This window comes from Limosilactobacillus vaginalis DSM 5837 = ATCC 49540, from assembly GCF_000159435.1.
Taxonomy (GTDB): Bacteria; Bacillota; Bacilli; order Lactobacillales; family Lactobacillaceae; genus Limosilactobacillus; species Limosilactobacillus vaginalis.
Genome location: NZ_GG693413.1, coordinates 356,199 through 369,706 on the forward strand (window position 1 = coordinate 356,199; position 13,508 = coordinate 369,706).

Sequence of the window (13,508 nt, forward strand, 5' to 3'; positions counted from 1 at the left end):
CTTATTCAGCTAAGAACCAAGTTACGGTATAATGGTAAAAGAACTTGTTAAAGCAGTTAAGTAAAGGACTGGTGAATTTATGTCAACAATTAAACGTCTTTATGAAAAATTTCAACCTTCCCATTATGATGTCTTTATTGATATCAATCGGGAAAAGAAAACTATCACTGGGAACACTACCATTACAGGAAATGCAAGTGACCGTCAAATTAGTGTTAACCAAAAATTCCTCACGATCTCAGCTGTTCAAATTACCGGTGAAGATGTCCCCTTCACTGTGAATAACGATAATGAAACGGTAAATATTACCGTACCTGAAACCGGAGAAGTTACCCTAACAATTAATTACTCCGCCCCATTAACAGACACAATGATGGGTATTTATCCTTCATACTACAAGGTTGACGGTGAAAAGAAACAAATTATTGGAACTCAATTTGAAACTACCTTTGCTCGTCAAGCATTCCCTTGTGTTGATGAGCCTGAAGCTAAGGCTACTTTTAGTTTAGCAATTAAATTCGATGAACATCCGGGAGAAACAATTATCGCTAACATGCCAGAAGATCACGTTTCAGCTGGGGTACACTACTTCCAACAAACCGTTCGGATGTCCACCTACCTAGTTGCCTTCGCTTTTGGTGAACTTCAATCCAAGAAGACAACTACTGATAGCGGTGTTGAGGTCGGTGTCTTTGCTACCAAAGCTCACCAACCAAAAGAACTGGACTTTGCCCTTGGAATTGCAAAGCAGGCAATTGAATTCTATGAAAAGTTCTACCAAACACCATACCCGCTGCCTCACTCATGGCAACTAGCGCTTCCTGACTTTTCCGCGGGAGCAATGGAAAACTGGGGCTTGGTAACATACCGGGAAGCATACCTCCTTCTCGATCCAGACAACACTTCATTAGATATGAAGCGCCTTGTTGCTACCGTTATTACTCACGAACTGGCTCACCAATGGTTTGGTGATCTGGTCACAATGAAGTGGTGGGATGATCTGTGGCTTAACGAAAGCTTTGCTAACATGATGGAGTACGTTGCAGTAGACGCAATCCATCCTGAATGGAAGATTTGGGAACTATTCCAAACTTCTGAAGCACCAATGGCTTTGCAACGTGACGCTACTGATGGTGTTCAACCGGTCCACGTTCAAGTTAACAATCCTGCTGAGATTGATGCCTTATTTGACGGTGCAATTGTCTATGCCAAGGGTGCACGGATGCTCGTAATGGTTCGGGCATTAATTGGCGATGATGCTTTACGTGAAGGGCTGAAGAACTACTTTGAAGCTCATAAGTACCATAATGCAACTGGAGCGGATCTCTGGGATGCTCTCGGTAAAGCTGCCAACCTTGATATTGGTGCCATCATGAAGTCATGGCTTGAACAACCTGGTTACCCAGTTGTTGAGGCAAAAGCGGTTGATGGGCAGCTTCAATTGAGTCAGCAACAATTCTTTATTGGTGATGGTCATGGCACTGGTCGTTTATGGCAAATTCCATTAAACGCTAACTACAAGGAAGCACCGCAAATCATGAAGGAAAAGGCCATTAACCTTGGTAATTACCAGGAATTACGGCAACAAAATGGCAAACCATTCAGACTCAATGTTGGTAATAATTCACACTTTATCGTTAAGTATGATCAAACCTTAATGAATGATTTGCTCGATCACCTTGATGAGTTAAATGCGATTGATCAGCGGCAACTTCTTCAAGATTTCCGTCTCCTTGCTGACGGTCAGCAATTATACTACGCGGACATTATTCCGCTCTTGCCGCAGTTTGCTGATAGCCATTCAGAAATCGTCAATACTGCCCTCTATGCAATCGTGAATAAGCTAAAGCAATTCGTAACCCCTGACAGTGCCGAAGAAAAGGCACTCAAGAAGTTCGTTAACCAACTGAGTGCTAAACAAGTTAGTCGACTCGGTTGGGAACCACGTGCTGGTGAATCAAATGACGATCAATTAACACGACCAATCGTCTTGGGAGCTGCTCTCTATGCAGAAAATTCAGAAGCAATTAGGGCTGCGCATGAAATCTTCACTAATAACCATCAGCGTTTGGAAAAGCTCTCTGCCGACATTCGGCCACTAGTATTGCGCAATGAGGTTAAGCATTACGGAAGCAAAGATCTCTTCAATGAATTTCTTGAAGATTACCGCGAAACGACAGATGCTAGTTATAAGGGTGACTTAAACAGTGCGATTACCAGTACCCCAGATAATTCATTAATCACCGAACTAATTAGTGAATTTGAAAACGCGGATACGATTAAACCACAAGATCTCCGTGGTTGGTACCGCAACGTTCTTGCAAATAATGCTGGTCAACAAGCTGCTTGGGATTGGATCCGTAATGATTGGGACTGGCTTGAAAAGACCGTTGGTGGTGATATGGAATTTGCAACCTACATCACTGTAACCGCAAACGTATTCCATACTCCAACCCGATTAACTGAATTCAAGCAGTTCTTTGAACCAAAGATTGATACTCCAGGATTAACGCGTGAAATCACCATGGATATTAGCGTAATCGAAAGTAAGGTTAAGCTGATTCAAGCTGAAAAGAATGCCGTAATTCAGGCACTTGAGTCGGTTAATCGTTAGTAAATAAGACCGTTTAAAAATGAAAAGCGATTCAGAACTTCTGAGTCGCTTTTTATTTTAAATATTATTAATCACGGGGTTCAAGGTAACCCTTAGCAGCCAGGAGTTCGGCAAGCTCAATTGCGCCACCAGCAGCTCCCCGGGCAGTGTTATGGGATAAACCAACAAACTTCCAATCAAAGATCTTGTCAGGACGAAGCCGACCGATCGAAATCCCCATGCCGTGTTCAAAGTTGACGTCATAACGGACTTGCGGACGGTCATCATCATTCAAGTATTGAATAAATTGACGTGGTGCACTTGGCAATTCTAACTCTTGTGGAACACCGCTGTATTCTTGTAATGCTTCTACCAATTCTTCCTTACTTGGATTTTGCTTAAAGTTAATAAAGGTAGCAACGGTATGCCCATAGAGTACGGGAACCCGTAAGCATTGACTCGTAATTACTGGAGATTGTGCTTTCACGATTTCTTTCTTTTCCGAATCAAGATGACCAAAGATCTTTAGTGGTTCATCTTCAGACTTAGCTTCTTCACCAGGAATATATGGGATAACGTTATTTTGAATTTCAGGAGCAGTCTCCAGAGTTTTTCCAGCACCGGAAATTGCTTGATAAGTACAAGCCAGTACCTGAGTTGGTTCAAACTTCTGCCAAGCAGCGATTGCAGGCGTATAGCTTTGAATTGAACAATTTGGCTTAACAGCAACAAATCCACGCTGGGTTCCTAACCGTTCTTGCTGAGCCTTAATGACTTCAATGTGGTCGGGATTAATTTCTGGAACAACCATCGGAACGTCGGGAGTCCAGCGGTGCGCACTGTTATTTGAAACCACTGGAATTTCGTGCTTAGCATACTCGTCTTCCAGCTTCCGGGTATCTGCCTTATCCAGGTTAATTGCTGAAAAAATAAAGTCAACTTGTGACGCAACCGCATCAACGTCTTCCGCATCAAGTACTGTCAAATCCTTAACTGCCTCTGGAATTGGCGTTTCCCCCATCTTCCAACGGCCATTGACAGCTTCACCATACGTTTTTCCAGCACTCCGCTTACTAGCAGCAACCGTTGTCACTTCGAACCAGGGATGATTGGCAAGCAGGGTAACATAACGCTGACCAACCATTCCCGTTGCCCCGATAATACCCACTTTTAATTTTTCACTCATCATAAATTCCTTCTTACTTTAATTTAACTGTTCCATAAAGGATCCTAACCGGCTAATTACTGTTTCAATATCGTCGTCCGAAGCGGCATAGGAAAGACGAATGTGTCCTTCACCACCAGGGCCAAATGCTTGACCAGGGATTACCCCGACCTTAGCTTCATGGGCTAACTGCCGAGCAAACTTGAAATCATCATTATCAAACGCTTCCGGAATCTTCGCAAAGATATAGAAAGCACCATCCGGTACCGCAATTTCAAAGCCCATCTTCTTCATTGCCCCTGCTAAGCGATCCCGACGCTTTTGATAATGCTGCTTAAATTCAACTGGATCAGCAGCGCCATTAGTCAGGGCTTCAAGCGCTGCTGCCTGAGCAGTATCGTTTGGTGCCGTTACCATGAACGAATGCATCTTTGAGATTTGATTGATTGCGTCTTGCGGAGCTGCCACATAGCCTAATCGCCAGCCCGTCATCGCATGGGATTTTGACAAGCCGCTAATGAGAATCGTCTGTTCAGGAAGGAGTGTTGCTAACGAGGTAAACGGTTGATCATAAATCAATTCACTATAAATCTCATCTACAACTGCTAGCAGGTGATGCTCCTTAATTACCTTTGCCAGCGAAACTAGTTCATCTCGGGAATAGCATCGCCCGGTAGGATTATTCGGGTAGTTAAGAATGATTGCTTTAACCTTGCTGCCCTCACGCTTTAGGATCTTTTCTAATCGTTCCGCAGTTAGCAAAAAGCCATCATTTGAAGTATCAACCTTGACTGGTATTGCTCCCGTAAGCGAAATACTCGGAAAGTAAAGGGAGAAGATTGGTGTCGGAATAATCACCTCATCCCCAGGATTTAGCAGGGCAAAGGTTGTTGCCGTAATCGCTTCAGTTGCCCCAACAGTTACGATGATCTCCTTTTCTGGATCATAATGAACTGACCGGGTCTTCATTAGATAATCACTGATTGCTTTACGCAACGGTAATGTTCCCCGACTTGCTGAATAGTGAGAATCATTGTCATTAATGCTATCAATTGCTGCTTGCTTAACGTGTTTCGGAACATCAAAGTCTGGTTCGCCTAGAGTTAACTTAACAATTCCCGGAATCGCGGAAATTTCATCATCAAATGCCCGAATCTGTGCAGGAGGTAATTCAGCAACCCGCTGATTGACAACCTGTTCTAAGTGTTGATCTAATTTTGGCATTTCAAATTCCTCCTACAAGATCTTTTCAAGGCCAACGACAAGGTGATCTAAGTCACCTACCTTTTCTAGGGCAACCTTAACCCCACTCATAAAGGATTGTCGGTCAAATGAGTCCTGGCGAATTGTCAATGCTTCACCTGCACCACCAAAAAGGACCTGTTCATGAGCAATGTAGCCAGGAAGGCGGACAGAATGAATCTTAATTCCGTGGTAGTCACCACCACGAACACCAGCCAAGGACTCGGTTTCATCAGGATTGCTCTCGTGTGGTTCACGAACCTGATCAATTAATTTTGCTGTACTCAAGGCAGTCCCAGATGGCGCATCCTTTTTATCTGCATGGTGCATTTCGATCACTTCCACATCTGGGAAGTACTTGGCTGCCTCTTGAGCAAACTTCATTAAAAGAACCGCTGACATCCCGAAGTTTGGCGCAATTAGGCCACCAAGGTGCTTACTTTCACTCAGTTCAATCAATTCTTGTTCTTGCTCATCAGTCAACCCGGTCGTCCCAACAACTGGCAATAAGCCATTATTCAACGCATACTTTACGTTCTCGTAAACGGCATTTGGAACTGTAAAGTCAAGCCAAATATCCGCTACCGTCGGATCAACATCCGTTAATGAATTAAATACCTTCACATTCCCACTTAAATGGTATTGCTCACGGTCAGCAGCATCCAGATGTGGTGCTAAAACAGCAGTAATTTCCATATTTGCCATTGAGTTAACCAGTTCAACAGCCTTTTGCCCCATTGCACCGGTTGCCCCTGCAATTAATACGTTTGCCATTAGCTATCTTCCCTTCATTTTATAAGTCTAACGGAAGTGTCTTGTTTTCTAAGGAGTCAGCTGGTAAGTCGAGTGCTTGTTCGAGCTGAGTCTGCTCTTCCTTATTAAGGGAAAGAATTGGCAGACGGCAGTCACCAGCATTAAAGCCTTGGGCATTCAGAATGGCCTTGACTGGAGATGGGGATGGGAACATGAAGCATGCTGCCATCCGTGGAGTTAACCACCGCTGAAGCTTTCCGGCAAGCTTGTAATCGCCACGGTAAAGGGCATCGAACATTTGCCGCATTTCCTTAACATAAATATGCGAAGCGACTGAAACAACCCCATTAGCGCCTAATACTCGTGAAGTCAATGCCTGGGCATCTTCACCGGTAAAGACAAGGAAATCATCCGCCTTATGTTCAATGATGTATTCCATATCTTCTAGTGGTGCACACTGCTTAATTCCAGCGATATTTGGGTGTTGGGAAAGTTCAACGACAGTTTCTGGAGCCATCTTTGAGCCGGTCCGTCCTGGAATATTGTAGATAATAATTGGCAAGTTCACGTTGTCTGCTACCGTCTTAAAGTGGGCAAGCATCCCCCGTTGGTTTGGCTTGTTGTAAGGTGGTACTACTACTAAAGCGTAGTCAATCCCGTTAATTTGGCCAACTTCATTAGTGAGGGCAATTGTTTCTTGAGGATTATTACTTCCTGTACCAGCGATTACAGGAACCCGACCATCAACGATTTCCCCAAACCGGGTATATAAAGCAATCTTCTCATCATGGGTTAGTTCCGGAGTTTCACCAGTAGTTCCACCGATGACAAAGCCGTTACAACCACGGTCAATCAATGAGTTGGTTAACTTTTCTAATGCGTTAAAGTCGATCTCGTTATCACTATTAAAAGGCGTTACAATCGCTGTTAATAAATCTGCATTTGCTAATGTTGTCATATTCTCTTCCTCCAATTATTCTGTCATCCGATATTCCAAGAAACCTGTAATTGCGTCAACACCGCGCTGAATGGCTTCTTTCTTTGGCTTTAAGGTTGCCGAATGCAATTGCGAATCATCATCGACTCCCAACCAAAACATCGTTCCCGGAAACTTTGCCAAAAGGAAGCCAAAGTCTTCTCCGGTCATTGCTGGTTCAGTCTCAATAAAGTTTACACTGGGCGTTGATTTCATGTATGAGATAAAACGCTTGGTCAATTCAGAATTATTCTCAACTGGCCAATAACCACCCTGGTTTAATTCCAAATTAACCGTCATATTATAACTTCGGCCGATTCCTTCACAAATATCTTTTAACCGCTGATCAATCGTTTCAATCATCTTTTGGGTTAGTCCGCGAATTGTCCCTTCAATTCGGGTATGACCAGCAATCACATTCCGAATCGTTCCGCCATCAATTTTTCCTAAAGTAACTACCCCGCTTTGAATTGGGTCAATACTCCGTGAAATTACCGTTTGCACCTGGCTGATCAACATTGCCGCCGCGACAATTGTATCATTAGCGTCTTGCGGGTAGGCAGCGTGACCACCCTTTCCGGTCAAGTCAATATTCACTTCAGTTGTCCCTGCAAATAGGGTTCCCATTCGACAACCAATTGCCCCAGCAGGCAAATCTGGATTATCGTGTAAGCCATAAAATTCGTCAGGACACCAGCGACCATGAAATAGCCCTAGTTCATATGATTGCTTACCACCACTCTCGCTTTCTTCCGCTGGTTGGAAGAAAAAGAGTAGGTTGTCCTTGGGCTGGTGTTCACTAAAGTAGGAAAGGACGCCTAAAGCCACAGTCATGTGAATATCATGTCCACAGGCGTGCATCACTCCCGGGTGCTGAGAAGAATATGGCAAACCAGTCTGTTCTTCTACCGGCAAAGCGTCAATATCCGTGCGATAGCCAATTGTCCGTTGCGGATCAAAGCCGTGAACTAACACCATCATTGAAGTTGGCAACTCATCCGGATTACGAATTTCTAAGAATTCTTGATCCATCGCCTTTACCGTTTCTAAAAGGAACTGGTGAGTTTCAGTTTCCTGAAGTGCTAATTCCGGAATCTGATGAAGATGACGACGAATCTTAATTAAATCACTTTCGCTTAACATTTTGCGCTCCTATAACTTCCGCAAGTCGTCTTCTAAGCCGGTCTTACTTTCAGTCTTGGCATCAACCTTTTTGACAAACTTAGCTGGAACCCCGGCAACCATTGTATGCGGCTCAACGTCATGGGTAACGATTGCTCCGGCAGCGACAACAGCACCTTCACCAACATGAACTCCTTCAATAACCACGGCATTAGCGCCGATTAACACGTTATCGTCAATCCGCACCGGTTGAGCTGATGCTGGTTCAACAACTCCAGCAAGAACGGTTCCCGCACCGATATGACAATGCTTGCCAACAATTGCTCGGCCACCAAGGATTACCCCCATATCAATCATCGTGTCATCACCAATTTCAGCACCAATATTAATTGTTGCTCCCATCATAATAACGGCATTGTTCCCAATTAGAACCTTGTCACGAATGGTTGCTCCTGGTTCAATCCGGGCATTAATTCCCTTCAAATCAAGCAAGGGAACTGCAGAATTACGACAATCATTTTCAATATGGTAATCAGCAATCAAATCAGCGTTTTCTTTTAATAATGGTTCAACCACTGACCAATCACCGAAAATTACACCGGTATGATCGTCAACAAATGATTGCACTTCTTCTGGAAAGTTAATTTCACTTAAGTTTCCCTTTAAATAAACCTTTACGGGTGTTTTCTTCGGAGCATTGCCAATGTAGTTAATAATCGCTTGCGCATCTAATTCAGCCATTGTTGTTACCTCTCTCTTCCTATTATTTACTAGTCATTATTGTTGATATTTACGATCTAAGTGAACCAAGTCAGCTAAAGACTCCCGCTCAATCACAAGCTGAGCCTTGCCATCTTCTGCAAAGACAACTGCTGGACGGGGATTACGGTTATAATTTGAAGCCATTGAATAACCATAAGCACCAGTATCAAGCATGGCAAGAACGTCACCTGGCTGAGTTTCCGGTAATCCTTGATCCTGGGCTAAAATATCACCAGATTCACAGTACTTTCCGGCAAGGCGGACATGTTCCTTGATTGGTGCTTGCGGATTGCTTGCCAAAACGGTTTCGTATTCAGCTTGATAGAGTGCTGGACGAATATTGTCACCCATCCCCCCGTCAACCGTGACGTATGGTTTCAGACCCGGCACATCCTTGCGGGAACCAACTGTATAGAGGTTATATCCTGCTGGTCCAACAATTGACCGTCCTGGTTCAATCCAAATTGCCGGCATCGAGAGTCCTTTTTCAGCGGTTTCCTTTTTAATTGCTTTGATAATCGCATCGACAAATTCTTCGGGTTTGAGGGGGTGATCAGCAGCGACGTAACGAATCCCAAAGCCACCACCAACGTTAATTACCTGTGCTTCATAGCCAAATTCATCTCGCCAATGAGCGGCAACTTCAACTAACTTCTTTGCCACACCTTCAAATCCTGCTAATTCAAAGATTTGTGAACCAATATGAGCATGAAGGCCACGCATCTTCATTCGCGGATTAGCCAAAACCTTTTGCAATGCTTCATCCGCTTGACCAGATTGAAGATCGAAGCCAAACTTGCTATCAACTTGCCCGGTTTGGATGTATTTATTTGTATGAGCTGAAATTCCGGGAGTGATTCTTAGCATTACGTCAACGGATTCATTGCGTTCTTCAAGCACCGTGGCTAATAATTCAATCTCATGGAAGTTATCAATCATGATTGTCCCAACATGGTGGTCGATTGCCATTTCCAGTTCTTCACGCGACTTGTTATTACCATGGAAACTTACTCGTTCGATCGGGAAGTCAGCCTTAATTGCTGTATAAAGTTCCCCTGCCGAAACAACATCAACGTGAGCTCCTTCAGCGGCAGCAACCTGGTACATTGCAATTGCGGCAAAAGCCTTACTTGCATAGCTGACTGCATAATCAACGTGGTTAGCATCAAATACTCGCCGGAAGCTTCGAATTTGCTGGCGAATTTGGGAAACATCGTAAACAACTAATGGCGTTCCGTACTCATGAGCTAATTCAATTGAATCACAACCACCTATCATCAGGTGTCCCGCGTCATTCAACTGGTCAGCTGTAATTTGTTGATTCATACTCATTCCTCCATTACTCATTCGGGGAAAACAAAGTGATAAAAAAATCCACTGTCTGCGCGAAGACAAACAGTGGATGCATTTTATCCGTTTTGTCGATAGCGCAACGTGGGCTGATATTGTCCCACGACAGTCCGTAACTTATTCAGCCACGCCCCAGTGCCTTAACCGTGCCAAGTTAAGTACTTCGGCGACCGCCCTGTTCATCAATCCTCATTGCTTGGCAGGCTAAAATTGATTACTGGTGTTGGCCGCGCCTCTTCGATTTATAAATATAATAAAGTTATTAGATTAGAATGTCAACGAAATCATTAAATTTTCTCATATTTATTTAATTAAATTTCATTAGTAATTGTATATTCCTTTCATATTTAGTCAATCTTCAAGTTTGGCAATCATTAGCCAGCATTCTGTGATATTCTAGTAGGAATAAGTTTTTAAATTTATTTAAAGAAGAGGAGAATTGATCGTGTTAGAACGGATCTTTCATTTAAGTGACGCTCATACCACCGTCAAGGGCGAATTAATTGCTGCCCTGACGACCTTCGTGAGTTTGTCATATATTCTATTTGTTAACCCGAACATCCTGCATGCGGCAGGAATTAACAAGGGTGCCGCCTTTACGGTTACCGCAGTCGCAACCGCAGTCGGATGTTTCTTAATGGGATTAATCGCCAACTACCCAATTGCCTTAGCGCCAACGCTAGGAAGTGCTGCTTTCTTTACCTATAATGTTGTTATCGGTATGCACATTAACTGGCAGACAGCCTTAGCCAGTGTCCTCGTAGCCTCATTCCTATTTATTTTAATTACAATCCTAAAGTTGCGGGAAAAAGTGGTTGATGCGATTCCACAAGATATTAAATACGCGATTTCTGCTGGGATTGGGTTATTCATCGCATTCATCGGTTTACAAAACGGTAAACTAATCGTTAACAATTCATCATCCCTGGTTGGTCTTGGCTCATTTGGTAATCCAGATGTTTGGTTAACCCTCTTTGGTTTAATCCTAACCGTCATTTTAATGGCTGCCCGCGTACCGGGGTCAATCTTTATCGGAATGATCGTTACCGCTATTTTCGGGATGTGCATCGGTCAAATCCCGCTACCTCACGGAATCATCTCTACAGCACCAAGCATGGCCCCGACATTTGGTCACGCTATCTTCCACTTAAAGGACATTAATACACCACAGCTATTTATGGTTGTCCTCACCTTCCTGTTAGTTACCTTCTTCGATACTGCAGGAACATTAATTGGAATGACCCAGCAAGCTGGAATGGTTGATAAGAATGGTAAGATTCCCCGGATCGGTAAGGCCTTCCTCTCTGACTCTCTTGCCATGGTTGAAGGGGCAATTTGTGGTACCGCACCGCTAGGAACTTCCGTTGAATCCAGTGCCGGAATTGCCATGGGTGGTCGAACAGGATTAACCGCTGTCTTTGTCGGTATTCTATTCTTGATTTCCATGATCTTTAGTCCTCTGCTAGCGGTAATTCCAACAACGGTCACCGCACCAGCATTAATTATTGTCGGGGTCCTAATGGCAAATAATCTGAAGTACATTAACTGGGATCGCTTTGAAGTGGCCTTTCCTGCCTTTCTTGTTGTGGTCGGAATGCCATTAACCTACTCCATTTCCGATGGTTTAGCCCTTGGTATGATCGCTTACCCAATTACCATGATTGCTTCCAAGCACCACAAAGACGTCTCACCAATGATGTACGCCCTCTTCGTTATCTTTATTCTGTTCTTTGGAATAACGAATATGAAGTAGAAGGAAGTGCGAGCCGTGACGGATTAGCAACTGAGCACTAGGAAATCTCGGACGATGATTGGCAACAATCAAGGACGAGATCACTAGGCGGAAGTTGCGGTCACGGTAAGCACGTTATGACTAGGTTGATTTCAGCCTAGTCTTTTTTGATCTCTTTATGGGGTTAACGTTCTAATGCAACTGTGTCAAAATATGCTTCGTCCGAGTTTCTTCTACTGCTACATAGTCAAGATCGGTTCGCCCTAACCTTCCTCGAGCTAACGACCTCCACTTCCGATGATAAATCATCGTTCAGTGGAGAAATCGTTAGCCACCGGAAGGTTTTAACGGGCTCACACTCTATTTTTCTCTTGCATATTTATCAATCAATGTTAAAATTCGATTAAAAAGTTTGCGTGGGGTTCTCATGCAAGAAGGAGAATTGAGAATGAAAGTAGTTAAATTTGGTGGTAGTTCATTAGCTGATGGGGCCAGTTATGAACACGCAATTAAGATTATTACGAGTGATCCTGAACGGCGAGTAGTGGTTACTTCAGCCCCTGGGAAAAGAAATGCGGATGATATTAAGGTAACCGATCTCTTAATTAAATATGCACATGCAATTATTAAGAATGACGATCAGGAAGCCATGGTCGTTCGCAAAACTATTCTAGATCGCTACCAAGCAATCGCGGATTATTTTGATCTTCCAAGCGGGCAAATGCAACCGCTAGTTGAGCGACTCGCTAATTTACCTAATGGGAATTACCCTAATAATAATTACCTGCTGGCCGCTTTTAAGGCTCATGGTGAACGACTAAATGCCGAGTTAATGTCATTGGTTCTTAACCGCCTCGGCCATCCTGCCCGGTTTGTCACTCCCGAAGAAGTGGGCTTAAAGGTCGCTGGGACGCCAAATAATGCTACTGTGATTCCAGAAACTTATGCACGATTAGCCAACTTTTCTTTTAGCAAGCATGACATTATCGTTTTCCCTGGTTTTTACGGAATTACGCTTGCTGGTCATATTGCAACCTTCTCGCGGGGTGGTTCTGATATTACCGGAGCGATTCTTGCACGGGGACTACATGCTGAAATGTATGAGAATTTCACCGACGTTGATGCAATCTACTCCGCTAACCCAAATGTAGTTAAAGATCCTCAACCAATTGCAAAGATGACCTATCGCGAAATGCGGGAACTTTCCTATGCTGGTTTCTCTGTATTCCATGATGAAGCGTTAATTCCAGCAATCCAAGGAAATGTTCCAATCAACGTTAAAAATACTAATAACCCTGAAAAACCGGGTACACTGATTGTTCCTGACCACTCTTTCCAACCAACTGATATTATTACGGGAGTCGTTAGCGGAAAGCACTTTGCGGCCTTATACTTACATAAATACTTACTGAATAAAGAATCCGGATTCACTTTACGCATTCTTGAAATTCTCGCTCGCCATGATGTTTCATACGAACACATGCCTTCAGGGATTGACGATATTACAATTATTTTTGATAAGAAGGAACTCGATGATGAGCTAGTTGATATTATTTGCAACGAAATTCAGGAAGAAATCAATCCTGATCGTTTAGAATGGATTGATAACTACGCAATTACAATGGTAGTTGGCGAAGGGATGCGTAATCGGACCGGTGTTATCAATGACATCTTGAATCCCCTTGCCGAAAAGCATATCGCTGTACCAATGATTAACATGGGGGCTTCCCGAATTGCGATTATGATTGGGACATATAACCAAGACGCAGATGCTGCAGTTCGTGCAATTTACCACCGCTTTTTTGTTAACTAG

The 13,508-nt window shown here is 43.6% G+C and carries 10 protein-coding genes and 1 riboswitch; of the genes, 3 read left to right on the forward strand and 7 right to left on the reverse strand.

Annotation, left to right across the window (positions count from 1 at the left end; all coding sequences use genetic code 11):
• Positions 1-79: 79 nt before the first annotated feature.
• On the forward strand, positions 80-2,614 hold the full coding sequence (locus HMPREF0549_RS04870) for a M1 family metallopeptidase (protein WP_003717153.1): 2,535 nt from the start codon (positions 80-82) through the stop codon (positions 2,612-2,614).
• 67 nt (positions 2,615-2,681) lie between these two features.
• Here HMPREF0549_RS04870 and asd read toward each other — a convergent pair whose 3' ends face one another.
• The 7 genes from asd to lysA are packed head-to-tail and all read right to left on the reverse strand — an operon-like array spanning position 2,682 to position 9,939.
• Positions 2,682-3,779 carry an aspartate-semialdehyde dehydrogenase gene (asd, locus tag HMPREF0549_RS04875; protein WP_040531239.1) on the reverse strand — a complete coding sequence of 366 codons (1,098 nt, stop codon included), beginning with the start codon at positions 3,777-3,779 and terminating at the stop codon, positions 2,682-2,684.
• 18 nt (positions 3,780-3,797) lie between these two features.
• Entirely contained in the window at positions 3,798-4,982 is a 1,185-nt protein-coding gene (locus tag HMPREF0549_RS04880) for an aminotransferase class I/II-fold pyridoxal phosphate-dependent enzyme (RefSeq protein WP_003717155.1), read from the reverse strand.
• Positions 4,983-4,994: 12 nt separating this feature from the next.
• Entirely contained in the window at positions 4,995-5,774 is a 780-nt protein-coding gene (gene dapB / locus HMPREF0549_RS04885) for a 4-hydroxy-tetrahydrodipicolinate reductase (RefSeq protein ID WP_003717156.1), read from the reverse strand.
• A gap of 19 nt (positions 5,775-5,793) precedes the next feature.
• On the reverse strand, positions 5,794-6,711 hold the full coding sequence (gene dapA, locus HMPREF0549_RS04890; RefSeq protein WP_040531241.1) for a 4-hydroxy-tetrahydrodipicolinate synthase: 918 nt from the start codon (positions 6,709-6,711) through the stop codon (positions 5,794-5,796).
• A gap of 15 nt (positions 6,712-6,726) precedes the next feature.
• Positions 6,727-7,872 carry an N-acetyldiaminopimelate deacetylase gene (locus tag HMPREF0549_RS04895; RefSeq protein ID WP_003717158.1) on the reverse strand — a complete coding sequence of 382 codons (1,146 nt, stop codon included), beginning with the start codon at positions 7,870-7,872 and terminating at the stop codon, positions 6,727-6,729.
• A 9-nt stretch (positions 7,873-7,881) separates the two neighbouring features.
• The gene (dapD, locus tag HMPREF0549_RS04900; RefSeq protein WP_003717159.1) at positions 7,882-8,592 is read right to left on the reverse strand and encodes a 2,3,4,5-tetrahydropyridine-2,6-dicarboxylate N-acetyltransferase; all 711 of its coding nucleotides are present in this window, start codon (positions 8,590-8,592) and stop codon (positions 7,882-7,884) included.
• Between the two features lie 36 nt (positions 8,593-8,628).
• Complete coding sequence (lysA, locus tag HMPREF0549_RS04905; protein WP_040531243.1) at positions 8,629-9,939, reverse strand: diaminopimelate decarboxylase; 1,311 nt, start codon at positions 9,937-9,939, stop codon at positions 8,629-8,631.
• A gap of 90 nt (positions 9,940-10,029) precedes the next feature.
• A riboswitch (Lysine riboswitch) is annotated at positions 10,030-10,209 on the reverse strand.
• 199 nt (positions 10,210-10,408) lie between these two features.
• Here lysA and HMPREF0549_RS04910 point away from each other — a divergent pair.
• Positions 10,409-11,716, forward strand: coding sequence for an NCS2 family permease (locus HMPREF0549_RS04910; protein ID WP_003717161.1), 1,308 nt, complete (start codon positions 10,409-10,411; stop codon positions 11,714-11,716).
• Positions 11,717-12,143: 427 nt separating this feature from the next.
• Positions 12,144-13,508, forward strand: coding sequence for an aspartate kinase (locus HMPREF0549_RS04915; protein ID WP_040531245.1), 1,365 nt, complete (start codon positions 12,144-12,146; stop codon positions 13,506-13,508).

Bases quoted from the DNA above. Each gene is read 5' to 3' on its own strand.
- HMPREF0549_RS04870 (WP_003717153.1), top strand. From the start codon at position 80: ATGTCAACAATTAAACGTCTTTATGAAAAATTTCAACCTTCCCATTAT.
- asd (WP_040531239.1), bottom strand. From the start codon at position 3,779: ATGAGTGAAAAATTAAAAGTGGGTATTATCGGGGCAACGGGAATGGTT.
- HMPREF0549_RS04880 (WP_003717155.1), bottom strand. From the start codon at position 4,982: ATGCCAAAATTAGATCAACACTTAGAACAGGTTGTCAATCAGCGGGTT.
- dapB (WP_003717156.1), bottom strand. From the start codon at position 5,774: ATGGCAAACGTATTAATTGCAGGGGCAACCGGTGCAATGGGGCAAAAG.
- dapA (WP_040531241.1), bottom strand. From the start codon at position 6,711: ATGACAACATTAGCAAATGCAGATTTATTAACAGCGATTGTAACGCCT.
- HMPREF0549_RS04895 (WP_003717158.1), bottom strand. From the start codon at position 7,872: ATGTTAAGCGAAAGTGATTTAATTAAGATTCGTCGTCATCTTCATCAG.
- dapD (WP_003717159.1), bottom strand. From the start codon at position 8,592: ATGGCTGAATTAGATGCGCAAGCGATTATTAACTACATTGGCAATGCT.
- lysA (WP_040531243.1), bottom strand. From the start codon at position 9,939: ATGAATCAACAAATTACAGCTGACCAGTTGAATGACGCGGGACACCTG.
- HMPREF0549_RS04915 (WP_040531245.1), top strand. From the start codon at position 12,144: ATGAAAGTAGTTAAATTTGGTGGTAGTTCATTAGCTGATGGGGCCAGT.